The sequence below is a fragment of the Thomasclavelia ramosa DSM 1402 genome (assembly GCF_014131695.1).
In the GTDB taxonomy this organism is placed as follows: domain Bacteria; phylum Bacillota_I; class Bacilli_A; order Erysipelotrichales; family Coprobacillaceae; genus Thomasclavelia; species Thomasclavelia ramosa.
In genome coordinates this window covers 1,119,780-1,145,727 of the sequence record NZ_CP036346.1, presented here as the reverse complement: position 1 = coordinate 1,145,727, position 25,948 = coordinate 1,119,780, and the positions used below count along the sequence as shown (strand labels likewise).

Annotated in this window: 20 protein-coding genes, 2 tRNA genes, 3 rRNA genes and 1 riboswitch; of the genes, 9 read left to right on the top strand and 16 right to left on the bottom strand. The window is 34.4% G+C overall.

Annotated elements, in window-relative coordinates; all coding sequences use genetic code 11:
- Nucleotides 1-42: 42 nt before the first annotated feature.
- Nucleotides 43-468: an NUDIX hydrolase gene (locus tag EYR00_RS05450; RefSeq protein WP_003537775.1), complete on the bottom strand. Its 426-nt coding sequence runs from the start codon at nt 466-468 to the stop codon at nt 43-45.
- A 99-nt stretch (nt 469-567) separates the two neighbouring features.
- Between EYR00_RS05450 and pepV the strand changes: the two genes are divergently transcribed.
- From pepV to EYR00_RS05435, 3 genes are all read left to right on the top strand, one after another.
- Nucleotides 568-1,938, top strand: coding sequence for a dipeptidase PepV (gene pepV, locus EYR00_RS05445; protein WP_003537774.1), 1,371 nt, complete (start codon nt 568-570; stop codon nt 1,936-1,938).
- A gap of 70 nt (nt 1,939-2,008) precedes the next feature.
- A tRNA-Leu gene (locus EYR00_RS05440) sits at nt 2,009-2,095 on the top strand.
- A gap of 2 nt (nt 2,096-2,097) precedes the next feature.
- A tRNA-Thr gene (locus EYR00_RS05435) sits at nt 2,098-2,171 on the top strand.
- Between the two features lie 853 nt (nt 2,172-3,024).
- On the opposite strand, the gene EYR00_RS05430 is transcribed toward EYR00_RS05435, so the two are convergent.
- The 5 genes from EYR00_RS05430 to EYR00_RS05410 all read right to left on the bottom strand — a co-directional run bounded on the left by EYR00_RS05430 (nt 3,025) and on the right by EYR00_RS05410 (nt 7,411).
- Entirely contained in the window at nt 3,025-3,198 is a 174-nt protein-coding gene (locus EYR00_RS05430) for a hypothetical protein (protein ID WP_003537772.1), read from the bottom strand.
- A 190-nt stretch (nt 3,199-3,388) separates the two neighbouring features.
- Nucleotides 3,389-3,820, bottom strand: a complete 432-nt coding sequence (locus EYR00_RS05425) for a hypothetical protein (protein ID WP_224209090.1) — start codon at nt 3,818-3,820, stop codon at nt 3,389-3,391.
- Between the two features lie 197 nt (nt 3,821-4,017).
- A complete protein-coding gene (locus tag EYR00_RS05420) occupies nt 4,018-4,248 on the bottom strand; it encodes a hypothetical protein (protein WP_029481412.1) in 231 nt (76 codons plus the stop codon).
- Nucleotides 4,249-4,599: 351 nt separating this feature from the next.
- A complete protein-coding gene (locus EYR00_RS05415) occupies nt 4,600-5,463 on the bottom strand; it encodes a hypothetical protein (protein WP_003537765.1) in 864 nt (287 codons plus the stop codon).
- Between the two features lie 712 nt (nt 5,464-6,175).
- The gene (locus tag EYR00_RS05410; protein ID WP_003537763.1) at nt 6,176-7,411 is read right to left on the bottom strand and encodes a glycyl radical enzyme domain-containing protein; all 1,236 of its coding nucleotides are present in this window, start codon (nt 7,409-7,411) and stop codon (nt 6,176-6,178) included.
- Between the two features lie 174 nt (nt 7,412-7,585).
- On the opposite strand from EYR00_RS05410, the gene EYR00_RS15805 reads away from it, so the two are divergent.
- From EYR00_RS15805 to EYR00_RS16050, 3 genes are read left to right on the top strand one after another with little or no spacing between them, the layout of a single operon-like run.
- Nucleotides 7,586-7,708: a hypothetical protein gene (locus tag EYR00_RS15805; RefSeq protein WP_003537762.1), complete on the top strand. Its 123-nt coding sequence runs from the start codon at nt 7,586-7,588 to the stop codon at nt 7,706-7,708.
- The gene (locus EYR00_RS05405; RefSeq protein WP_003537761.1) at nt 7,708-8,178 is read left to right on the top strand and encodes a hypothetical protein; all 471 of its coding nucleotides are present in this window, start codon (nt 7,708-7,710) and stop codon (nt 8,176-8,178) included. The genes EYR00_RS15805 and EYR00_RS05405 overlap by 1 nt, the downstream gene beginning before the upstream one ends.
- Nucleotides 8,162-8,347 (top strand): helix-turn-helix domain-containing protein, encoded by a 186-nt coding sequence (locus EYR00_RS16050; protein ID WP_081446384.1) that lies wholly within the window; start codon nt 8,162-8,164, stop codon nt 8,345-8,347. The genes EYR00_RS05405 and EYR00_RS16050 overlap by 17 nt, the downstream gene beginning before the upstream one ends.
- A 197-nt stretch (nt 8,348-8,544) precedes the next feature.
- Here the strand turns inward: EYR00_RS16050 and metA are convergent, their stop codons facing one another.
- From metA to nagB, 3 genes are all read right to left on the bottom strand, one after another.
- The gene (gene metA, locus EYR00_RS05395) at nt 8,545-9,486 is read right to left on the bottom strand and encodes a homoserine O-acetyltransferase MetA (RefSeq protein ID WP_003537760.1); all 942 of its coding nucleotides are present in this window, start codon (nt 9,484-9,486) and stop codon (nt 8,545-8,547) included.
- Between the two features lie 89 nt (nt 9,487-9,575).
- Nucleotides 9,576-10,820 (bottom strand): deoxyguanosinetriphosphate triphosphohydrolase family protein, encoded by a 1,245-nt coding sequence (locus EYR00_RS05390; protein ID WP_008792930.1) that lies wholly within the window; start codon nt 10,818-10,820, stop codon nt 9,576-9,578.
- 120 nt (nt 10,821-10,940) lie between these two features.
- Nucleotides 10,941-11,672: a glucosamine-6-phosphate deaminase gene (gene nagB / locus EYR00_RS05385; protein WP_040434331.1), complete on the bottom strand. Its 732-nt coding sequence runs from the start codon at nt 11,670-11,672 to the stop codon at nt 10,941-10,943.
- A 248-nt stretch (nt 11,673-11,920) separates the two neighbouring features.
- Here nagB and ptsP point away from each other — a divergent pair, with 248 nt between their 5' ends.
- Complete coding sequence (ptsP, locus tag EYR00_RS05380; RefSeq protein WP_003537757.1) at nt 11,921-13,630, top strand: phosphoenolpyruvate--protein phosphotransferase; 1,710 nt, start codon at nt 11,921-11,923, stop codon at nt 13,628-13,630.
- Nucleotides 13,631-13,758: 128 nt separating this feature from the next.
- Here ptsP and rrf read toward each other — a convergent pair.
- From rrf to dtd, 4 genes are all read right to left on the bottom strand, one after another.
- Nucleotides 13,759-13,867, bottom strand: a 5S ribosomal RNA gene (gene rrf / locus EYR00_RS05375).
- A 115-nt stretch (nt 13,868-13,982) separates the two neighbouring features.
- Nucleotides 13,983-16,897, bottom strand: a 23S ribosomal RNA gene (locus EYR00_RS05370).
- A 290-nt stretch (nt 16,898-17,187) separates the two neighbouring features.
- Nucleotides 17,188-18,714: ribosomal RNA gene (locus EYR00_RS05365) — 16S ribosomal RNA — on the bottom strand.
- The 16S, 23S and 5S rRNA genes sit together here, the layout of an rRNA operon.
- 303 nt (nt 18,715-19,017) lie before the next feature.
- Complete coding sequence (gene dtd, locus EYR00_RS05360) at nt 19,018-19,470, bottom strand: D-aminoacyl-tRNA deacylase (protein ID WP_003534383.1); 453 nt, start codon at nt 19,468-19,470, stop codon at nt 19,018-19,020.
- A gap of 76 nt (nt 19,471-19,546) precedes the next feature.
- Between dtd and EYR00_RS05355 the strand changes: the two genes are divergently transcribed.
- Entirely contained in the window at nt 19,547-20,812 is a 1,266-nt protein-coding gene (locus EYR00_RS05355; RefSeq protein WP_040433994.1) for a replication-associated recombination protein A, read from the top strand.
- 37 nt (nt 20,813-20,849) lie between these two features.
- Nucleotides 20,850-20,957, top strand: a riboswitch (TPP riboswitch).
- A 68-nt stretch (nt 20,958-21,025) separates the two neighbouring features.
- Nucleotides 21,026-22,333, top strand: coding sequence for a phosphomethylpyrimidine synthase ThiC (gene thiC / locus EYR00_RS05350; RefSeq protein ID WP_003534385.1), 1,308 nt, complete (start codon nt 21,026-21,028; stop codon nt 22,331-22,333).
- A 26-nt stretch (nt 22,334-22,359) separates the two neighbouring features.
- On the opposite strand, the gene EYR00_RS05345 is transcribed toward thiC, so the two are convergent.
- The 3 genes from EYR00_RS05345 to mutL form a co-directional block, all read right to left on the bottom strand.
- A complete protein-coding gene (locus tag EYR00_RS05345) occupies nt 22,360-23,088 on the bottom strand; it encodes a helix-turn-helix domain-containing protein (protein ID WP_003534386.1) in 729 nt (242 codons plus the stop codon).
- 111 nt (nt 23,089-23,199) lie between these two features.
- Entirely contained in the window at nt 23,200-24,111 is a 912-nt protein-coding gene (miaA, locus tag EYR00_RS05340) for a tRNA (adenosine(37)-N6)-dimethylallyltransferase MiaA (RefSeq protein WP_003534387.1), read from the bottom strand.
- Nucleotides 24,111-25,943, bottom strand: a complete 1,833-nt coding sequence (gene mutL / locus EYR00_RS05335; RefSeq protein WP_009299857.1) for a DNA mismatch repair endonuclease MutL — start codon at nt 25,941-25,943, stop codon at nt 24,111-24,113. The genes miaA and mutL overlap by 1 nt, the downstream gene beginning before the upstream one ends.
- Nucleotides 25,944-25,948 lie beyond the last annotated feature (5 nt).

The following is a 25,948-nucleotide window of genomic DNA, read 5'->3' as shown; positions in this document are numbered from 1 at the left end:
AGACCGTTATTTTGGATGACTATAATCAAATTTAAAATATTATCACTGGATATCATGAACGTTCTGATAATATTCTTCAATTGTAAAAATTATATCATTATAAATTTCTGGATTTAACAGTTCTTTTGCCTCTTGTATACTCACAAAGCGATAATCACTATGCTCATGCGATAAACGGACATGATCATTCTTGGGAATACACAAATATCCGATTCCTACGGTTTGATAATCTTTTCTAATTTTAGTGAAAGTATAAGCTGGTTTGATTATGATAATATCTAATCCGGTTTCCTCTTGTAATTCTCTGATTAATGCTTGATTAGGTGTTTCACCATATTCCAACCCACCACCTGGTAACTCCCAATAACCAAGACCATCACTTGATGGTCGAATTCGTTTCATTAAAAGAATCTGGTTATTTAATACGACAATTCCTTTGACTGTTATGTGAAATCTTACATTATTCATGTCATACCTCCGATTATTATATATATCATAACACTATTATTACTAAAATTGTTTAAATATTATAACTAATAGTGTTATAATTGATGACGAGGTGATAATATGATTGATTTTAAAGCGGAAGTTTTAAAAATAAAAGATCAAATGATTGATGATATAAAAATGTTATGTGCCATCCCTTCAACTCAAGATGATAGTACCGTTGCTGAGTTTGCTCCCTATGGCGCAGCCAATCGCCGAGCTTTAGATGCAATGTTAGAAATTGGTCGACGTGATGGCTTTGAAGTGCAGGATGTTGATGGACATGCTGGACATATTGATATTGGAACTGGTGATGAAACTTTTGGAATTTTGGGCCATCTTGATGTAGTTCCTGTAAACAAGGTTGGATGGGATAGTGATCCATTTGAAGTTATTACTAAAGAAGGAAAGCTTTACGGACGTGGAGTCGCAGATGATAAAGGACCATTAATGGCTGGTTATTATGCTGCAAAGATCATTAATTCTTTAAATATTCCTACAAAAATGAAAACTAGGGTTATCTTTGGATGCAATGAAGAATTAGGTAGTAATTGTGTAAAATATTATTTCACAAAGATGCCTTATCCTAAAATGGGATTTACTCCTGATGCTGCTTTTCCTGTTGTTTATGGTGAAAAAGCAGGTTGTGGTTTTGAAATCACAGGACATGTTGAAAAAGGTGGATTAATCTATTTATGTGCAGGAAGTCGTCCAAATATTGTTCCAGAAACTTGCGAAGCAGTAATTGAAGGGAATTACAAACAATATACTGAATCTTATAAGAAATTCCTAAATACTAATAATTTAACTGGGGATATTGAAGAGGAAGGAAATCATACTAAATTAATTCTTAAAGGGAAATCAGCACACGCAAGTACTCCTGAAGAGGGCATTAATGCTGTTGTATATTTATGCAAATATTTAGCAACTGTCGTTGATAACAAAGTTGTTGATTTTGTTCTTGAATATTTAGATGACTGTCATGGTAAAAAATTAGGAATTGACCATACCGGTTTAATGGGTCCTCTTACTCTTAATTTAGGAGTTATATCTTATTATAAAGAAGAAGTTAAAATCGTTCTCGACTTACGTTGCCCTCATGACATGGATTTTGATGCAATGGTTACAAAATTTAAACATGCTTGTGCAAACTATGAATTCAGAGAAACTCATGATTTGGGCAAGGCTCTATATATCGATCCTAATTCTAAGTTAATTACTAATTTGCATGAAGCTTATGTTAGTGTAACTGGAGATACAGTTAACAAACCTCAAGCAATTGGTGGCGGGACTTATGCTAAGTCAATGCCAAACTGTGTTGCTTTTGGAGCTGAATTTTTGGGTGAAGATAATTTAATTCATGGTAATAATGAAAATATCAAAATCGATTCGTTATTGAAAGCAACAGAAATTTATTGTCATGCTTTATACAACTTGATTAAGGCAGATTAAAGAAAAAAGTCTAGAACTTTACGTTCTAGGCTTTATTTTTCTGCAATAATTTGATAAACTATTAATACTTGCAGACATGGCGAAACTGGTATACGCGCTATCTTGAGGGGGTAGTGAGCAATAGCTCGTGCGAGTTCAAATCTCGCTGTCTGCACCAATGCCGGTGTAGTTCAATGGCAGAACGCATGAATGGTAATCATGAAATTTAAGTTCGATTCTTAGCTCCGGCACCATTTTTTTCACTTCGAACAACAGTTAGTTAAAAGGTTATTCCAAAAAATGTTTCTATATAACCATTTAATCTAGCTAAAGCGAAGTTTAAAAACGATGCTATTATAGTTGAATTGATTTTTTAATATGATATACTAAATACAAGTTATTATTTAACTTATATTTTTTAAAACATATATAAATCAATCAATATATAGTATATATATATTGTTCATCGATTCTAACTGCTTTTTAGAATTAGATGGTCTCTTAGAGTGATCTATGGTCAATAGACACTCTTTTTTGTTTGTATTGTATCAAGTTATTATCAATTTTAGCACAATAATATGATTAATAAAAACATTATAACAAAATAACAAAAAATTCATATGTTGCATGATAATCAGAAGTTGAGGGTGTTTTTTGAAATGTTCAAAGACATTAAATTCAGTCAAATTCCGATAGACTTTCGCTGATTTTTCTATTAAAATCATCTACTTTTTTCTTTAGTCTCAGCAGTGCCTTTTTATCCTTTTCAAAGTTAGATAGGCTGATTTTTGATTTCTTCAGCTGCTCTTCGCATTTAGAAACTGTAACTTTCTCTTCATCAATTTTCTTTTTAATTTGTAATCAAATCATAAATTATGTTTTTTATAAACAGTTATGTATCATTTAACACACTATCTTTACGGTTATATTTTTGAATTATCCCATTGTGTGCAATTCCAATAGAACAACGTAAATTTGTTTTTCTAAGGTATATACTGTCATCAGTCAGCGGGTATGGATGACAATTTCCCTCATCAATTTTACCACTTGTTGATATTCTAAAATGAAATACAACACTTTGATTTTTCAATTTATAGAGCTTATCATTTATTTGCAAATTTTCATAAAAATCATCAAAAACATAAAACCTTTTTTAATAATAACTACATCATTATAATTGTACATGAACCCTGCACCATGAGGATTTTTATTCCAACATCTTTTTAAAATCTCTTTATCCGGTAAGTCCATTCTGCTATTTTTTACAATAATTATACACATATTCATTGCCTCTTTCTTCTTTAATTAAGGAATGCATTCCTTATTTTCTTCGGGTGAGTAAGCAATGTTCCCAGACATCTAGAACCTATTTCATGTAAAAAATCAAAACAATAAAATGAATTAATTGTTTTAATTAACGTCTATCTATATTTATTTGCCAAACATAAAACTTGATGGTCTTAAACTATTATTAGGCATTAATGATAGTTTTTTTCACTTCCTTTATATCAACTTTTCTATTTTCTATATCATTATTCTCAATATAATTTTTCATCATTTGTATTGTTTTATCATTATTTTTATATACAATTAATTTTTCCAAATTAATCAAGCCTTGATAGTTTCTAGATACATTTACAATATTATACATTAAATTGATACGTGTATTAAAAGATTCCCATAACAGCGTTCCTCGACATAATCTAATCTCAACAGTTTTTTCATTTGTAGTATTAACAACCTTGTATCTATTGTGACGATTTCTATCGCTTTTAATTTTATCTTTTGCAACTTTTTTTATAACTTCTATATCATATCCATTTGATGTTTCAAACTGACACCAGCGTAAACTGCTTTTATTTCGTCCACTGATTTTGATTAATTCTTCTCGATATAATTCCATAACAGCAACCACATTTTCAATGGTTTTATTTGCTCTTTTGTGGTCTACTTCTTCTGCTTTTCTTATATTATTATTAAGATTACTTAATAGAGAACTGTATTCTTTAGAATTAAAACCTAGTGTTTTTCTATTGAAATAAATGTGTGAACCACATTTATTTCCTTTTGTAGAAACATAGTGAAACTCATTAAAAATATTTAACAGGTTTTTAAACTTATTGATATTTTTTCATAATATCCTTTTGTCATTGGACTGGAAATAATCTCAAGACCGTAGCCAATCGACCCATCTCTTTCATATACAAACAAGTCTCCAAATTCATTTTCAAGCTTTTCAGCAGTATTCAAAAGACGTCTCCACTGTGGCTCATCTATATCGTAGTTTTTATAATCATACCATTTACCAATAGTTGGTTTAAATCCGCCCATACTGCCCATCCCACCACAACTTCAAATTTGTTTGCTAAAATTATAGCACTCAATACGAATTTCTCTATCATTTCTTTATATTTGTCCATATCGTTTTATTTCACTATGGAAAATTCGGGCACCAAAGCGTCAAATCCACTTACTATTTTGAATGTTCTAATCAATAAAAAAGTCTATAGTTCCAAGAATTTGCACCATCTAATACTCTCCAATACCCAAATTTCAAATACCATTTTTCTTTTCCATTCCTGTAATTGGGATACTTTACTGATCTATCAAATAAAGCTAAATATTTTGAATTACATTTTTATTCAACAAAAAAAGCAACTGTAAAAAATTGCTTAATTTATTTTAATCAATTATTAAATTACCATTATTAGGCTTAGCAGCACTAGAATTATTATTAGATGAACTATTTGATGATGTACTACCACTTGGTTTAATAGTTGAAATACTGTTAGATGAACTACTAGAAGATGAATAAGAACTATTATTACTTGATTTTGATGTATCACCCGAAGTAACTATGCGAAAATCACCACTCTGTGCTTCGGTTTTCTTTCTAGTTACAATCTTTGTAGTTGTTGTACCATCAGCGTTTGATACTGTTTCCTCAACAATTACTTCATCAGCACTCAATGGAGCAACAACATTTATAGCTACTTCTTTATCACATTTATTTCCATAATTGTCTTCTGAAATAATTTTTAAAGTATAAGCACCAATTGTATTTACATCAATTGCACTAGTATCATACTTAACATCTGTTTGAGATAAATCATCAATTGTATAAAGAACTTTAAAATCATAAGTACTTAAATCAGTACTTTGTACTATATCAATACTTTCTGCACCTGTAATTACTGGGGCGGTAGTATCTTCAACTTTATAAGTAAAAGTTTCTTTTTCGTTTTTATATGAAACGGTAACTTTATATTTTCCAACATCTAAACAAAAATTTTCAATATTATTCAAATCTTTATCAACAGTTACCTTTGCGTTTTCCAATACATCCTTTTTTACATCGGTATCTAATTTTTCTGTATTTAAATATGTTTCAGGTTTTATATTGAATGGTGTACCAAGTTCAACTTTAAAAGTATTTTTTTTCAATACAAGATAATCTGGCTCTTTATTTAAAACGATAAAGCCTACAATGATAAATGCTATAACATACCAGTATTTTTTACAATTCTTTAAAATCTTTTCTTTCATTGTTTTAACCTTCCTCACATTTTTAGTATAGCATAGAATACTATTGTATACATATTGATATTGGAAATTCTAATAGTATTAACGGTTTCCGTCTTACCGTTAAAACACGATCACTAAACCTAGAAATCTATTCACTCCCAATAACTCTAAATTTAATGAGAAAAATATCTAATACGCTACTCACTTTTTTTGTTGGTTTGGAATAAGTCAACCGTTATGCTTATATTGCTTTATTTATTTGACTGATATTTTTTTCAGCATTTTCTTGATATTTTCATTCGTCAACACAACATTAGCGTTTTCAGTTATACTGTATTCCTCGTTTTCTATGATGATACCATGAAATATTTTCTCGTAATTTCAAGAAAGCATACGGAATGACACCAACAGAGTATAAAAATATTTCTATTATTTTATAACATTTTAACATACCAGATATTTCTTTAAAATATCATATTATTGACGAAGATATGTCAATTTTAGCGAATAGTATTGTATTGGAAATAACACATTCCACAATAGATATTCCTAAATATTTTGTTGGATATGTGGCAAGTAGGGAATTAAAAGCACCACTCAATATTACCACACATATTTTAATAGTTCTTTACGTTTTAACTTTCATATACAAGGAAACTGTACTGAACATTTTTCTCTAAAGACGTAGGTAGATGCTTTTTTGAAATATAATGCTTTAAATGAATAATAGCACTCATGCCTTATGTCCTCCGATAGTATTATTTCTGTCTTTGCCAGTTGCTCCAACTACTAAATTCATACATTTTCCATCATTAACCAGCCCCTCTAATACCTTAGCTAAATTAATGATTCCATTAGGTGAACCAATGCTTTTATGATCCAAAACATATTCACCACAACCAAGAGGAACATAATCAACTGCTTCTTTATATGATACATTCATTGATTCTTTGACATTTTTAATATTAACCGTGTCATTGTATAATAATGGATAACTACAACCACTTTCTATACAATCAATCGCATTATCAAAAATACTATCAGGCATATCTTTTGACCACCTAAGTGTTAATTGTGGTTCAGTTAAATGTAAATCTTTCATAACTTTAAGAGCTATACTGCATATCTTGTTTGCTTTTTCAAGATCATGACGACCCTCTCCACCTAAAATAATACGACCATTGTAAATCGTATTTCGTTGTCTAATTACCTTGAAATATTCTGCAATATTCTTATATGCATCTTGTTCATCATCTAAAAAACGTGCTAATTGATTATCCATTCTTCCATAGTTTCTAATTTCACTAACGCCTACATAAATCCACATTAATTGAATCGCTTCTTTCATATTTTGTGGTCTATGTTCAAGTAATTCATTTAACGTATAAGCCAATTCAGGATTAATGTCCATGGCATCATCACGATACAGTTTTATTAATTCTTTTAAGTAAATAAGCGATTTCTTACAAGCTCTTAAAAAACTATTGAGTGGTTGAGAATCAATTTCATGAATCAATCCATCTATTCCTAAATCAAATAATTTTTCAAAATCAAGATAAGCTCCTCCTAATCTATATAAAGGATACGCTGTATAATAATCATTTTCAAAATCATCATATGGCATTAATTCTTTTATATCATTTGGATAATATCTTCTAAGACGTTCTTTATCATTCTCATCAGCCCAAAACGTATACAATTCTTCTAATTCTTCTTTTTCAACATCATGTGTACCTTCGATTAATTTTGCTAATCGTTCTAATTTGCAATTGTAAATAAAGTTAGTATTTCTTGATCCAAAACCACAAATTGCACTAGGAAAACATGATAAGAAATAATCATCGCTCGTTATTTTTGTACGATTTTCCTTGTGCATAAAGAAATGGCATTCTACTTCCCGATTGTATTTATCATGACTATTTTCTTTATACAATCTCGTAAACTCTTTTAAATATTGAATTTCATTCATTTGTCTACCTCCTTTTCATATAAAGAGTATCATAACAAGGTATATCATACTTAACATATATTCGCTTTTTAAACTTTATTAAACAAAGCATTCATTTTATCTTATTTTTCTAACTTTATTTTTAATTTTATTTAAATCAAAATTATAATATAATAAAAATAATGGAGGTGCTTTATGCAAGAACTAAGTCTAGAAATCATCAATAACAGCAAAGATATTCACTGGCAACACCGAAAAAGAAAAAAATCTGAAGTAGGAAAACATTATCAGACATATTATGAAATAACATTATTTTAATGAAAAAAAATATTTTTCATGAACTTGTTACTATTAATGAAAATATTTCCTTAAAATATATCAATTTAGCTTTTTCTGACAAAATTATGAATAGAGTTCAGACTATATTTGGAGGTTTTCATTTAATTAATGATACTGTAATAGGACACTTATCTGATGAAAAATCTAGAAAACTAATTAATTACTATAATGATATCAATCTCAACGATTCTTATTATGAGTTAAATAAAGATATAGAATTGTTCTTATATCAAATGATAAAAGAATTAATCTATCATCAATCAAAAGATACGAATATATATCCAAATTGGTTTAAATCATTATTATTAGAAATACAAGATTTAAATAAAATTAAAGAAACAAAAGATATTTTTATCATCTCACCATATTCTAAACAATATACAATTAAAAAATTTCATGAATATTTAAATATGACTCCTAGCCAATATTTAAATAAAAAAAATAGATAAGGCAATAGAACTCCTTTTATCTACTGAATTATCAATTCTAAATATAGCTTTTGAATGTGGCTTTAATAATATTGAATATTTTGATAAAATATTCAAAAAAACAATGGGCCTTACACCACTAAGATACAGACAAACTCAAAGTAAACTCTTAAAAGAAATAGAAACTTAATTCTACTGCATTATTTAGAAATTATATATAAATTTACTGATTACTCAAATTGTACCGATTCTAAAAATTGGACCAAAAATGATATGTGTCTAGAATTCTTGATACATATCATTTGCTGGTCCAACTTAGAAGATTTACTTAATTTGAGCAAGATTTATTTCTTCAACTTTTAAACTTATCGTAAATACAATATTACATTATTTACCTAGTTTTAAACTTTCTAACTCATTTAAATCATATGGAGTTTCTTGATAAACGTAATAATTTAACCAATTACTAAATAATAAATAAGCATGAGAACGCCATTTTACTAAAATTTCATTGTGCATATCATCATTTTTATAATAATTTTTAGGCATAGTAGCTTGATCAGAAATTGCCAGATCACGATTATATTCTTTATCTAATGTATCAGGATCATACTCAGGATGACCAGTTACAAAAAAACGTGAGCCATCTTTTTCTGCAATCAAATAAACCCCTGCTTCATCGCTAGCAGCTAAAATATCAAGACTAGAAATCGTTGCTATATCTTCTGCCATAATTGTTGTATAACGTGAATGAGGAGCATAAAATTGATAATCAAAGCCTCTAAGTATCTTTCGCTTCATTTTATCAACATTAGTATGATGAAAATAAACACCTGTCAGTTTTTCTTTTAATTCATGTTTCTCAATACCATAAAAATAATGCAATGCTGCTTGAGAAGCCCAACAAATAAAAAATGAGCTAAATACATGAGTTTTTGACCATTCTAAAATCTTTTCCATCTCTAACCAGTAATCAACATCTTCAAACCTAAGTTTTTCCACCGGTGCTCCAGTAATAATCAAACCATCATATTTATTATCTTTTATTTCCTCAAATGTCTTATAAAAAGCTAATAAGTGTTCTTGAGGTGTGTTTTTAGATTCATGACTGGCCATATGAATCCAGTCTACCTCGATTTGAAGTGGTGTATTCGACAGCATCCTTAAAAGCTGTGTTTCAGTTACTACTTTAGTCGGCATAATATTTAAAATTAATAATTGCAATGGCCTAATTTGTTGAGCTAAAGCACGATTTTCATCCATCACAAAGATATTTTCTTCTTTTAATATTTTACTTGCTGGTAAATCATTTGGTATTTTAATAGGCATATTTAAACCTCCCTAATAATGATTAGTTTACCACATCTATTCTAATAATTTAAGTAAAAATAATAAATCCATTGAATTTCTTCAATGGATTAAAATGAAATAAGCTCATTAAATATTTGAATAATATAGGCATCTGACATTCCTGATAAATAATCTAAAATGCTTTTAATAATTGCTTTATCATCATTAATAAAATCATAAATAACTTTATTTTGATAAAGCGAATCACGTTTTGCTCCATTCATCACACTATATTTTTCAAGCCAATGGATAAATCCATTGATTGCATGGGGAAATTGATCTTTATCCTTAGAAATTTCATCAATAATATTAGTATTACTATCTCGAGCCATTAAATCGTATTTAATAAAGAAATCAAAAATAGAATTTAAAATCAATTTAACATAATTAGTATGAATTTGTACTCTATCAATTAAATATATATTTTGATAATTAAACTTCATAATTGTTTTCATTATTTCAAAAGCTTCTTTTGATAATGAAATTCCATCGCTTGGATTACTATGACTGCATACATCTTGAATAAAATAATTAACGACAGTTCCATTATTGATTGCTGTAAAATGATATTCACTAGTAATATTATTGAGCGAAGCTTTCAAGACTTCAACTTTATTCTCTTTTAGTACCTTGAGACGTAAAGCGTCTTCAATATCACGTGCTAAATAGGCAATCTTATCTGCCATTTTTACAACACATCCTTCCCAAGTATAAGGACTGTATTGTCCTGGGCTAGTATAATTTTGTAAATCAATATACTCATCTCGCTTTTTAATACTCATTTGATTCATTTCTCCACAATGAGAAATAATTCCATCACGAATAGCATATGTCAAATTTAAATTATGGCGATGATGTTCATTATCTTCTAATGTTTCTATTTCATCAATGAGATGAAGACTATTGCGCTCATGCCAAAAAGAATCGAGCCCATGTATTTTAGCAAGCTCGTTAATAATACGTTCACCACCATGACCAAATGGGGCATGTCCTAAATCATGGCCTACTGCTATTGCTTTAGTTAATTCAGTATTCAAACCTAAGTAATTTGCAATTGTATAACTTACAGATTCAACTAAGTTAACATGTTCACTACGTGTACAAACATGATCATCCTTAACTGCAAAAAACACCTGTGTCTTATGTTTTAAACGTCGGTATGCCTGAGAAAAGATAATTCTCGTATAATCACGACCAAACTCACTACGTAGATCATTACTTCTTTGATACAATGGTTCAAGTCTTGATATTGCTTTTGAGTAGTTTGGATTTGTTTCATTCATCGCTACTTCTTTAAATAAATTTTTTGTCATATTTAGTACCCCCATATAATAATTATACGTTATTTATCTTACGTAAACAAATTAAACACATTTCTTTAAAGGTAAAAAAAAGGTTTTAAAAAAGGAAAGATTTATAAATCTTTCCTTTTATTATTTAGTTAATAAACTAGCAGCTGCTTTATCAACAATTACAACAACATCATTATGATCTTGAAGTGCACTTGCTGGTACGTCTGTAGTTTTTTCACCTTCAACCAATACTTTGATTGGTTGAGCTTTATTTTCACCACACGCAACTAATAATACTTTTTTAGCTTGTAAAATATTTAAAATTCCCATAGTAATCGCATGAGTAGGTACTTCATCAATTTTCCCATCAAAGAATAAACGGGCATTATCTTGACGTGTACTTTCTTTTAATTCAATCATATGAGTTACTGAATCAAAAGAAGTTCCTGGTTCATTAAAACCAATATGTCCATTTGAACCAATTCCTAACAATTGGATATCGATAGGATTTTCAGCTAATAATTTATTGTAATCATCACAACTTACTTGAATATCTCCAGCACCATTTGGTACATGTACATTTTCAGGATTAATGTCAATTCCAGAGAATAAATGTTTATTCATAAAATAATGATAACTTTGTGGATGAGTAGCTTCTAATCCAAAATATTCATCTAAGTTAAATGATTTGATATCTTTATAAGAAGTCCCGTTCTTCTTGTGATCTTCGATCATCAATTCATACATTCTGATTGGTGTAGATCCCGTAGCCAATCCCAAATTAGCAGTTGGATTGTTTTTAACAACTTCTAACATAACTTTTGCAGCTTCAATGCTTGCTTCTTCATAATTTTCAACTATAATTAATTTCATTTTGTGTCCCTCCACTTATATGATACTATTTTTACCTTAAAACTTCAAGTTAAAGGCCGGAAATATCAATCATTTTTCAAAACTCGAAAAAAACGAGTCATGTATTTTTTGTCAAAGTCTATTAATTTGTAAGTCCCTTTTGAAAGCCCTTTTTTCATAACGCGAAAATACCTAGTCACAGTTCGATATTTCTTTATTTTTTGCTAAAAATAAGGTAAAATAGGAATGTATATGGAGGTGTTTTTAATATGATAAAAGGTATTGGGGCATCTAGTGGTATCGCGATTGCTAAAGCATACAAACTAGTAATGCCGGATTTAACAGTGACAAAAGTAACAGTAGAAGATGCTGAGGCAGAAATCAAAAAATTTGACGATGCAATGTCACAAACTGCAAAAGAATTAGAATCAATTAAGGAAGCTGCTGCTAAAAATTTATCTGCAGAAGAAGCTGCTGTATTTGATGCTCATGCATTAGTATTACAAGATCCTGAATTAAAAACTCAAGTAGAGGATAAAATCAGAAATGAAAAGATTAACGCTGATGCTGCTCTAGATGAAGTTGCTAATACTTTTATTGCAATGTTTGAAAGTATGGATGATGATTATTTTAGAGAAAGAGCGGCTGATATCAAGGACGTATCTCGTCGTTTATTAGCTAACTTACTAGGTAAGTCATTGCCAAATCCTGCTTTAATCGATGAAGAAGTTGTTATTATTGCTGATGACTTAACTCCATCTGATACTGCGCAATTAAATAAAAACTTAGTTAGAGGATTTGCTACTAATATTGGTGGTAGAACTTCTCACTCAGCAATCATGGCGCGTTCATTAGAAATTCCTGCGGTTGTTTCTTGTAAAACAATAACTGATGAAACTAATGATGCTGATATGGTTGTTTTAGATGGTGAAGCTGGTATTGTAATTATTAATCCTAGTGATGATGAAATTAAAGAATATCAAGCTAAACGTGAAGCATTCATCGCATACAAGGAAGAATTAAAGAAAATGAAAAATGAAAAATCTGTTACTCTAGATGATCATCACGTCGAACTAGTTGCTAATATTGGATCTCCAAAAGACATCCAAGGTGTACTAGACAATGGTGGTGAAGGAGTTGGGTTATTCAGAACTGAATTCTTATATATGGAATCTGCTCAATTACCAACTGAAGAAGAACAATTCAATGTTTATAAAGAGGTTCTTGAAGGATTAGAAGGAAAACCTGCTGTTGTTCGTACTTTAGATATTGGTGGAGATAAAGAAATCGAAGCAATTGATTTACCTAAAGAGATGAATCCATTCTTAGGAGTTAGAGCGGTTCGTTTATGTTTCCAAAGAGAAGACATCTTTAGAGTTCAATTAAGAGCATTACTTAGAGCTTCAGTATATGGTGATTTAAGAATTATGTTCCCAATGATTGCTACTTTAGATGAATTTAGAAAAGCTAAAGGAATCTTAATGGAAGAAAAAGAAAAATTAATTAGTGAAGGAATCGAAGTATCTGATACATTACAAGTAGGTATCATGATTGAAATTCCAGCTGCAGCAGTGTTAGCTGATCAATTTGCCAAAGAAGTTGATTTCTTCTCAATTGGTACAAACGATTTAGTTCAATACACATTTGCTGCTGATAGAATGTCATCTGGGGTTTCTTATTTATATCAACCATTCCACCCATCAATCTTACGTTTAGTTAAACATGTAATTGATTCAGCCCATGCCGAAGGTAAATGGACAGGTATGTGTGGAGAAATGGCTGGAGAAGCAATTGCTGCACCACTACTAATCGGTTTAGGACTAGATGAATTCTCTATGTCTGCTACATCTATTCTTTCTCAAAGAAAGTTAATCAGATCAATGAAAAAATCTGAAATGAATGAATTAGCTGCTAAAGCTATTAACTGTGGAACTATGGAAGAAGTAGTTGCATTAGTTAAAGAAGCAGTTGAAATATAAAACATAAAAATCGAAGGTCAAATAAAGTGACCTTCTTTTTTTCTAAATATTCCCATCTTAGAATTCATTATTAAAGCCGGATATAAAATAAAAAAAGGATACGCAGAGGTATCCGTAAATAAAAAAAGAACCGGCAGCTTGCTATTGTCGCACCTTGGTACTATCTTCGCCGTTATGATGCTTAACTTCTGTGTTCGGTATGGGAACAGGTGTGTCCATCATGCTATCGCTACCAGATCTTCTTTTCTAAGCAATTCCTTTCGAGAATCACTCAAAACTAGATAATAGTTTTCTTGCGTCTTTTGTCTTCCACTTTGTCTTCTTTCAGTTTCAAGCCTTAACCCTTTTTCTCTAGGTTAAGTCCTCGACCTATTAGTATCAGTCCGCTGAACATGTCGCCATGCTTACACTCCTGACCTATCAACCTTATCGTCTTTAAGGGGTCTTACTTACTTGCGTAATGGGAAGTCTCATCTTGAAGTGGGTTTCACACTTAGATGCCTTCAGCGTTTATCCCTTCCATATTTAGCTACCCAGCTGTGCCACTGGCGTGACAACTGGTGCACCATTGATATGTCCATCCCGGTCCTCTCGTACTGAGGACAGATCTTCTCAAACTTCCTACGCCCACGACAGATAGGGACCGAACTGTCTCACGACGTTCTGAACCCAGCTCGCGTACCGCTTTAATGGGCGAACAGCCCAACCCTTGGAACCGACTTCAGCTCCAGGATGCGATGAGCCGACATCGAGGTGCCAAACCTCCCCGTCGATGTGAACTCTTGGGGGAGATCAGCCTGTTATCCCCAGGGTAGCTTTTATCCGTTGAGCGACGGCCTTTCCATTCAGCACCGCCGGATCACTAAGCCCGACTTTCGTCCCTGCTCGACTTGTAGGTCTCGCAGTCAAACACCCTTATGCCTTTGCACTCTGCGCTTGATTTCCATCCAAGCTGAGGGTATCTTTGGGCGCCTCCGTTACTCTTTGGGAGGCGACCGCCCCAGTCAAACTGCCCACCTGACACTGTCCCGTTGCCAGTTCCATGGCATCCGGTTAGAACTCCAATACAAGAAGAGTAGTATCCCAACATTGACTCCTCACACACTGGCGTGCATGTCTCTCAGTCTCCTACCTATCCTGTACATCTTGCATCAAAGTCCAATATCAAGCTACAGTAAAGCTCCATGGGGTCTTTCCGTCTAGTCGCGGGTAACCTGCATCTTCACAGGTACTAAGACTTCACCGAGTCTACAGCTGAGACAGCGCCCAAATCGTTACGCCTTTCGTGCGGGTCAGAACTTACCTGACAAGGAATTTCGCTACCTTAGGACCGTTATAGTTACGGCCGCCGTTTACTGGGGCTTCAATTCAATGCTTCGCTTGCGCTGACACATCCTCTTAACCTTCCAGCACCGGGCAGGCGTCACCCCATATACGTCGTCTTTCGACTTAGCATAGAGCTGTGTTTTTGGTAAACAGTCGCTTGGGCCGTTTCACTGCGGCTCATATCTCTATGAGCACTCCTTATCCCTAAGTTACGGAGTCATTTTGCAGAGTTCCTTAGCTATAGTTCTCTCGCTCACCTTAGGATTCTCTCCTCACCCATGTGTGTCCATTTTCGGTACGGGTTACTGTATGATTATCACTAGAAGCTTTTCTTGGAAGCTGGCTTCACGGACTTCTGTACTTGCCGCAGCTTTCCATACGCCTCACGCCTTTGCCTTTCGACAGCCGGATTTGCCTGGCTGTCGGCTACCTCGCTTGCACCTGCATTTCCATCAGCAGGATCCGCTAGCCTTCTCCGTCACTCCATCATTCATACCGTAAGTACAGGAATCTCTACCTGTTGTCCATCGACTACGCCTCTCGGCCTCGCCTTAGGTCCCGACTTACCCAGAGCGGACGAACCTTCCTCTGGAAACCTTGGGTTTTCGGTGCGTGGGATTCTCACCCACGTTTCGCTACTCACACCGGCATTCTCTCTTCTATGCGCTCCACGGCTCCTTACGGTACCGCTTCTCCGCACATAGAACGCTCCCCTACCACTCACGCTTACGCGTAAATCCATAGCTTCGGTAATATACTTAGCCCCGGTAAATTATCGGCGCAGAGTCATTCGACTAGTGAGCTGTTACGCACTCTTTAAAGGATGGCTGCTTCTGAGCCAACCTCCTAGTTGTCTGGACATCTCCACATCCTTTTCCACTTAGTATATATTTTGGGACCTTAGCTGATGGTCTGGGCTGTTTCCCTTTTGACAATGGACCTTATCACCCACTGTCTGACTGCCGAGTATATCTTTGTGACATTCGGAGTTTGATTATGTTCAGTACCCCGAGATGGGGCCATCACATATTCAGTGCTCTACCTTCACACGACTTTACCTCGACGCTAGCCCTAAAGCTATTTCGGGGAGAACCAGCTATCTCCGAGTTCGATTGGAATTTCACCCCTAGCCACAACTCATCCGCCAACGTTTCAACGGGGGTCGGTTCGGTCCTCCATCGGGTTTTACCCCAACTTCAACCTGGTCATGGCTAGATCACTCGGTTTCGGGTCTACGACATGCAACTTTCGCCCTGTTAAGACTCGCTTTCGCTTCGGCTCCGCATATCCTGCTTAACCTCGCTCCATATCGTAACTCGCCGGTTCATTCTACAAAAGGCACGCTATCACCCTTTAACGGGCTCTAACTTCTTGTAAGCATATGGTTTCAGGTTCTATTTCACTCCCCTCCCGGGGTTCTTTTCACCTTTCCCTCACGGTACTGGTTCACTATCGGTCACAGAGGAGTATTTAGCCTTACCAGATGGTCCTGGTGGATTCCGACAGGATTCCTCGTGTCCCGCCGTACTCAGGTGCTGTCTCGTGCTTCTTCACTATTTCGGCTACGGGGCTGTCACCCTGTTTCGCCGGACTTCCCATTCCGTTCGCCTATAATGATTTCTTGCTCTTTGCCGACAGTCCTACAACCCCGATCCTAAGATCGGTTTGGGCTCTTCCCCTTTCGCTCGCCGCTACTTAGGGAATCATTCGTTTATTTTCTCTTCCTTCAGGTACTTAGATGTTTCAGTTCCCTGAGTCTCGCCTCTCTGAAGCTATTTATTCACTTCAGGATACCTGGTCTCTACTCCAGGTGGGTTCCCCCATTCGGACATCGACGGATCGTTGCATGCTTACTGCTAACCGTCGCATTTCGCTGTTTGCTGCGTCCTTCTTCGCCTCTCTGTGCCTAGGCATCCGCCATACGCTCTTTCTTACTTTACCTATTTTGGTGTTTGCTTGATTACTATTTTCAACTATTTACTAAAATCCATCCATCCGTTTCGATTTATGTTTTTTAGTGATGAAAATTCTTAGTTTTCGACTTTTCTAGAAAGACCTCAATAATAACAATTACTATTTCGATCTCATTTTCTATTTCTATCGCAATTTATTTTCTATTATCCAGTTTTCAATGATCTCTGAGTCATACCTGAGTATCACTCAAAACTAAACAGTATCTTCGAAACATCACTTCTCTTGTGCATCATCTTCGATCATGCGTTTCTCCTTAGAAAGGAGGTGATCCATCCCCACGTTCCCGTAGGGATACCTTGTTACGACTTCACCCCAATCATCAATCCCACCTTAGACAGCTCCTTCCTTGCGGTTAGGCCACCGGCTTCGGGTGTTATCAACTCTCGTGGTGTGACGGGCGGTGTGTACAAGGCCCGAGAACGTATTCACCGCGACATGCTGATTCGCGATTACTAGCGATTCCAACTTCATGTAGTCGAGTTGCAGACTACAATCCGAACTGAGAATGGTTTTATGGGTTTTGCTTCACCTCGCGGCTTCGCTTCCCTCTGCACCATCCATTGTAGCACGTGTGTAGCCCAGGTCATAAGGGGCATGATGATTTGACGTCATCCCCGCCTTCCTCCAGCTTGTCACTGGCAGTCTCGCTAGAGTCCCCAACTTAATGATGGTAACTAACGATAAGGGTTGCGCTCGTTGCGGGACTTAACCCAACATCTCACGACACGAGCTGACGACAACCATGCACCACCTGTATCTCATATAGCTATCTCTCCATCTCTGGAGCCTTTATGAGTATGTCAAGACCTGGTAAGGTTCTTCGCGTTGCTTCGAATTAAACCACATGCTCCACCGCTTGTGCGGGCCCCCGTCAATTCCTTTGAGTTTCATTCTTGCGAACGTACTACTCAGGCGGAGTACTTATTGCGTTAACTGCAGCACTGAACTTTGACATCCAACACTTAGTACTCATCGTTTACGGCGTGGACTACTAGGGTATCTAATCCTATTTGCTCCCCACGCTTTCGGGACTGAGCGTCAGTTGCAGGCCAGATCGTCGCCTTCGCCACTGGTGTTCCTCCATATATCTACGCATTTCACCGCTACACATGGAATTCCACGATCCTCTCCTGCACTCTAGCTGCCTGGTTTCTATGGCTTACTGAAGTTAAGCTTCAGGCTTTCACCACAGACCCTTGCTGCCGCCTGCTCCCTCTTTACGCCCAATAATTCCGGATAACGCTTGCCACCTACGTATTACCGCGGCTGCTGGCACGTAGTTAGCCGTGGCTTTCTAATAAAGTACCGTCACTCGGCTACCATTTCCTGTAGCCGCCGTTCTTCCTTTATAACAGAAGTTTACAATCCGAAAACCTTCTTCCTTCACGCGGCGTTGCTCGGTCAGGGTTTCCCCCATTGCCGAAAATTCCCTACTGCTGCCTCCCGTAGGAGTCTGGGCCGTGTCTCAGTCCCAGTGTGGCCGGTCACCCTCTCAGGTCGGCTACGCATCGTCGCCTTGGTGGGCCGTTACCCCGCCAACCAGCTAATGCGCCATAAGTCCATCCTCTACCAGTGCTTTGAGGCACTTTTAATACGGTCACCATGCAGTGTCCGTACCTATGCGGTCTTAGCTATCGTTTCCAATAGTTATCCCCCTGTCTAGGGCAGGTTACTTATGTATTACTCACCCGTTCGCCACTCGAGCACAAGTGCTCGCGTTCGACTTGCATGTATTAGGCACGCCGCCAGCGTTCATCCTGAGCCAGGATCAAACTCTCCATTGTTTATTTAAACAACTCTTCGTTTGTTTAGCTCTTTTTTCTTTTTTATCCTTCTGGATATTGACGTGTGTTTCTTAATTCTGTTTAGTTTTCAATGATCTCTCCAGCTTCTTTTGCCGACTTGAATATCTTACACTCTTTTCGCTTTTTAGTCAATCTTTTTTTTAACTTTTTTGCTTTTTCTCTCCGGTCCTTACGTCCCTTTCCTCGAGTGCCTATTTAATTTACCATATCCCTTTTGTCTTGTAAAGCCTTTTTTGTCTTTTTTTGTAAAAAAATATAAAATCAATAAGTTTACTCAATTTGTTAATAAAATAACTCATTACTATCTAAGATAATTGTCACTGGCCCATCATTAATCAATGATACCTCCATCATTGCTCCAAATACTCCTCGTTCCACATTAATTCCCTTTTCTTCTAACTTTTTATTAAAAAAATCATAAAGCGGACTAGAAATATCTGGTTTAGCAGCATCGATAAAACTTGGTCTTCGTCCTTTTTTACAATTAGCATATAATGTGAACTGTGAAATTGATAAAACACTTCCTCCTACATCTAATAAAGATAGATTTAATTTATCATTTTCATCTTCAAATATTCTCAAATTCACTAATTTATCAACCATCTTTTCAACTAATAACTCGTCATCGCCATTAGTTATCCCAACTAAAACCATATATCCTTTATCAATAGCTCCTACAATTTCTCCTTCAATCTTAACACTACTTTGACTAACTTTCTGTACAACTAATCTCATTTTAATCCACCTATCTTTCAATCTTTAAAAATGTTATAATTATTATAACTGATTTTAAAAACGAAAGGAAGATAATATGTCATCAACCCTTGCCAACAGAATGCGACCTCAAAATTTAAAAGATATAATCGGGCAACAACATTTAGTTGGACCAAATGCTATTTTAACTAAATTTGTTCAAAAAAGTCATCCATTTTCAATTATTTTATACGGTAGCCCCGGCTGTGGCAAAACAACAATTGCAATGGCCCTTGCAAATGATCTTGACATTCCATATCGCATCTTCAACGCTTCAACCGGAAATAAAAAAGAAATGGATGCAATTATTGAAGAAGCTAAGTTAAGTGGTAGTCTTTTTGTAATCATTGATGAAGTTCATCGACTTAATAAAGCGCGCCAAGATGATCTTCTTTCACACATGGAAAGTGGATTATTAATAGTCGCTGGATGTACTACAGCCAACCCATTTCATTCAATTAATCCAGCGATTCGTTCTCGTTGTCATATTCTCGAAGTTAGACCTTTAACTGTTGATGAAATTGTAGCTGGTTTAAATAAGGCAATGACTTCACCAAATGGTTTAAACAACAAATATACGATTGAAAAAGAAGCATTGCATAGTATTGCAAAATTATGTAGTGGCGATATTCGCTATGGTTATAACTGTTTAGAAATTTGTACAATTGTTTGTGAAAATAATCATATTACTCAAGCTGATTTGAAAACTGCTGCTATTAAAACTAATGTTGTCTATGATAAAGACGAAGATAATTACTACGATACATTAAGTGGTTTGCAAAAATCAATCCGTGGTAGTGATCCTAATGGTGCTATGTATTATTTTGCTAAACTGATTGAATCAAAAGATATTGAATCTTTAGAACGGCGACTTATCACAACTGCTTATGAAGATATTGGTTTAGCCAATCCAAATGCGTGTATGCGTACGGTAATTGCTATGCAAGCCGCTAAAACAATCGGTTTTCCAGAAGCTCGAATTCCTATTGCTAGTGCAATTATCGATTTATGTTTATCACCAAAATCAAAATCTAGTGAAAATGCAATTGATGCTGCATTAACTTCACTAAATGAACGTTCTTTAAAAACCCCTTCTTACTTACGTCTTACGCCGGTTGGTTTAGAAGATGATGAAAAGTATGATTATAGTCGGCCAGAATTGTGGGAATATATTCAGTATCTTCCAAAAGAACTAGGAAATACACAGTTCTATGTACCATGGATGACCAGTAATTATGAAAAAGCTTTAGCTGAGAATTATCGAAGAATTTTGAAACACGGGCGTACCAGTGATATAAAAAAACTAAATCAACAAAATAAGTAATAAAAATTGACATTTGCGTGCAGTAAAGGTAGACTTATTTATATAGAAAGGGAGCTCGTATGCGGGCTGAGAGGAAGTAATCTAACTTCGACCTGTATAACCTGATTTGGGTAATGCCAACGTAGGGATCTAGCCACTATTTTTGTTTATGTTCGGTTTGAACCTATTTTGGTCCAAACCTTTTTCTATACAAAAAAAGAATGGAGATAAAAAATGAATTACACAACACAAATGAATGCAGCAAAAAAGGGAATCATTACTCCTGAAATGAAAATTGTTGCGGCTAAAGAGAAAATGAATATTGAAGAATTGAAGACACTAATAGCCCAAGGAAAAGTTGTTATCCCAGCCAATAAGTATCATACCTGTATTAATGTAAATGGGATTGGTTCAATGCTTAAAACAAAAATTAATGTAAATCTTGGAACTTCTAGAGACTGGAAAGATTTAGATATGGAACTTAAAAAAGCTAATGATGCTGTCAATATGGGAGTTGAATCAATAATGGATTTAAGTTCATATGGCGATACTCAAAAATTCCGTCGCAAATTAACCAAAGAATGTCCCGCAATAATTGGAACAGTGCCAATCTACGATGCTGTAGTTTATTATCATAAGCCCTTAAAAGAAATTACTGCTCGACAATGGATCGATATTGTTGAGATGCATGCTCGCGACGGAGTAGATTTTATGACAATTCATGTAGGAATTAATAAAAATACAGCTCAACGTTTTAAAGAAAATAAGCGTCTTACTAATATCGTTTCTCGAGGCGGTTCAATTATTTTTGCTTGGATGGAAATGACTGGTCAAGAAAATCCTTTTTATGAATACTATGATGAAATCCTTGATATTTGTCAAAAATATGATGTAACAATGAGTTTAGGTGATGCTTGCCGTCCTGGTTCAATCGAAGATGCTGGCGATATAAGTCAAATTGAAGAATTGGTGACTTTGGGAGAACTTACAAAACGTGCATGGCAAAAAGATGTTCAAGTAATTGTTGAGGGTCCAGGTCACATGGCTTTAAATCAAATCGAAGCTAATATAAAAATTCAACAAACCATTTGCCAGGGAGCCCCTTTTTATGTTCTTGGTCCACTAGTTACTGATATTGCCCCAGGTTATGACCATATCACAGCTGCAATTGGCGGTGCATTGGCTGCCGCTAATGGTGCTGCTTTTCTATGTTATGTAACTCCTGCTGAACATCTTCGTCTCCCTGATCTAAATGATGTTAAAGAAGGAATCATCGCATCTAAAATTGCAGCACATGCTGCCGATATTGCGAAAGGTATCAAAGGGGCAAAAGATTTGGACTACCAAATGAGTTGTGCCAGAAAAAATTTAGACTGGGAAAAAATGTTTGAATTAGCCATTGATCCTAAAAAAGCACGTACATACCGCCAACAAGCAAAACCTGAAAAAGAAGATACTTGCAGTATGTGCGGTAATTTCTGTGCTATAAAAAATATGAATCGAATTTTAAATGGAGAAATTGTTAATATTTATGATGAATAAAAAAGTCGTCTGTTTTCAGACGGCTTTTAATATATAAAGAGTAATAAAAATTCAACTATTTTAGCATTTAGATTATGCTGTCGCAAGATAAAATTACTAATCATTTCTAGTGAACAATTAGTGCTAACTAATGTATGGACACCATTTGCAGAACTTCCAATTGCAACATAACCATGAGCCATACCCCCAATTGCGAGTTTGGAGGCAATTGCCATACCTCCAATTGCATAGATTCCTATTGCCATTCCACCTACAGCAAAATAGCCAATACTTAGCCCTCCTAAGCTAATTCCCCCTATAGCAATTCCTGCTAATGTCAATAAACCAATTGCCAGACCGCCAAGACTAAATACACCAAGTGCTAAAGCCCCAAAACTAAAAAGCCCTACCGCAATATTGCCAATTGCAATAATTCCTTTCGCAATTCTAAAACCACGACCTAAATTAATATGAATTAATGGAACATTTCCAATTTTAAATTTACTCTTATATTCATAAGTAAAGAGATGACGCACTACACTTCTCAATTCTTCACGGTCAACTGTAACATAATCATTACTTTCATGTCCAATTAATTCATCTAAAGATATACCAAATAGATCAGCAATTTCAATTATTCGTTCTAATTCAGGTGTAGATTGACCTGATTCCCACTTACTTACCGATTGTCTCGATACTCCTAACCGAAAAGCTAATTCCTCTTGCGACAATCCCTTTTGTTTTCGATATTTATTTAAGTTGTCATTAAACATCATTTATTTCTTCCTCCTGACAACCATGATTATAGTTTTTTTATTCCAAATCACAATAAACTACGGCTAGGCAATCTGTCAACTAACAGTTGCATAAACAATAAAAGGGTATAATTACCCTTCTAATTCACTGATAACTGCATTAATCGTCTCATTAAAATTATTTAGATTCACATTAAACCAAATAACCGGAACTTGATTATTAAACCAAGTATATTGACGCTTTGCATAATTACGAGAATTCTTTTTTATCAACTCCAAAGTTTCATCAAGTGTTTGAGTTCCCTGATAATAAGCAAACCATTCCTTGTACCCGATTGCTTTCATGCTTTGCATTTCACGGGTATAATTCTTTTTCATTAAGCCATCTATTTCTTGAAGCAATCCCTGCTCCATCATCAAATCAACACGTTGATCGATCCGCTGATATAAACTTTCACGTTCTAATGTCAGCCCAATAAATTTAGCATTATAAATTAATTCATGATTTTGTTTGGCAAGTGTTTCACTTTTTTTTATCCCTGTACTTTCATAAATTGCAATTGCTCTTAAGACCCGTTGACGATTATTAGGATGAAGCTCTTTAGCACTTGCTTTATCAATCTCAATTAAATAATTGTATAACTCTTCATTTGAATAATCTTGATACTTCTCAACATATTCTTGATGATTGGTTTGACTTTCACTAAATTCATAATCATAAAGTGCTGCTTTAATATATAATCCTGTACCACCTACAATAATCGGCAATTTACCACGTGATATTATTTCTTTTATTTTTAAACGAACTTCATCTTGAAAATCTTTTACACTATAGCTTTCAGTTGGCTCCTTAACATCAATCAAATGATGAACAATACCTTCCATTTCATCATCTGTTACTTTAGCCGTTCCAATATCCATTGTTTTATATATTTGCATCGAATCACCGCTAATCACTTCGCCATTAAAATGCTTAGCTAGAGCAACGCCCATCCTAGTTTTTCCAACCCCAGTCGGACCAACTACAACAATAACTTTCTCCATTACACGACCCTCTTAAATAACTTTTCAATTTCATAAGTTGAATAATATATAATTGTTGGTCTTCCATGCGGACAAACGTATGGATTATCACAACGCATTAAATTATCAATAATATTTTGCATCCCCTCGGTTGATAAATGTGTATTTGCTTTTAATGAAGCTTTACAACTAAGCGTAGCAATTGCATGATCTTGTAATTTGATGACATCGATTTTATTATCATTTAATAACTGCATCATCATATCTTCAATAAATACTTGCTCATCAATATTTTGCATCCATAACGGTAATTGCTTTATTACATAACCGCTATTACCAAAAACCTCAAGATTAATTCCAACTTTAGTCAATAAGTCTTTCCTTTCCTCAATAATCAAAAATTCACTTAAAGGATATTCAAGTGTGATCGGTACTAATAAATCCCGCATTGATAGATCAAGATTTTGATATTTTTCCAAAAAATACTCATAATTGATTCTTTCTTGCCCAGCATGCTGATCAACAATATACATTCCTGTTTCATCTTCACAAATTATATATGTACCATGAACCTGTCCTTTAACAAATAACTTCTTTTTCATTAATTTTTCACGTGGCTCAACTTTTGTCTCAATAATTTGTTGATCGGGGATAATGTATTCACTAGTTTCTTCCTTAACAAAAGTAAAATCATCGAAAGATGCGTCTTTAAAAACAACTTCTTGATCATTTTGAGGAAAATCAGCTTCAAATCGTGGTTGCTCTATTGTTTTAATGGGTACTGACTCATAAGTTAAATCAAGACTAGGTTGTTCCAAATTCAAAGGCGCCTTAGTTTTTTTATATTCAGCGGTCGCATCGTAAGTCAAATTAACTTTTGCAAGAGCATCACTAACACCTTGATAAATTAATTCACGTAATTGACTTTCTTTAGAAAAACGTACCTCCAGCTTTGAGGGATGCACATTAACATCTACTAAATAAGGATCTATTTCAATATTAACAATCGCAATTGGATAACGTTTATCAGCTAAATATCGACGATATGCATTATTAATACTATCAACACTCACTTTATTTTTAACTACCCGTGAATTTACCATTGTCACCATATGATTCTTACTAGCACGATTCACATCAATTTTTGAAACATAACCCGTCACATGAAATTCATCATCTTCAAAATCCACTGGAATCATTGCTTTGGCAACATTTAATCCATAAATGTTCGAGATAACTTCCAACAAATTACCATTTCCATTGGTCTTATAAATTGTTCTGCCATTATGAACTAACATAAAAGCAATGTGTGGATGAGATAAAGATAGTCGTTCCAAATATGTTTGAATATTAGCAAACTCAGCATTAGTCGATTTTATATATTTTAATCGAGCTGGGACATTTTGAAATAATTTTTCAACTTTGATATTAGTCCCTTTTTTACTATCACTTTCATTACACTCAACAAAGCGTCCATATTCATAAGTAACAGTTGTCCCTGTTCCTCCTGTACTCGTTTTCAATTCAAAATTACTAATTGAAGCAATCGAAGGAATTGCTTCACCTCTAAACCCTAAAGTTTGAATGCAAAACAAATCTTGATCATCTTTGATTTTACTAGTAGCATGACGTGAAAAACATAGTAAGGCATCTTCTTTGACCATTCCCTCACCATTATCAATTATTTGAATCAAGTTTAATCCACCTTCTTCAATAATCACATCTATCTTCGTACTGTTTGCATCAATACTATTTTCGACTAGTTCTTTAACTACATTTGCCGGTCTTTCAATCACCTCACCAGCAGCGATTTTATTAGCCAATACATCATCTAGCTGTCTTATTTTTTGCAAATATA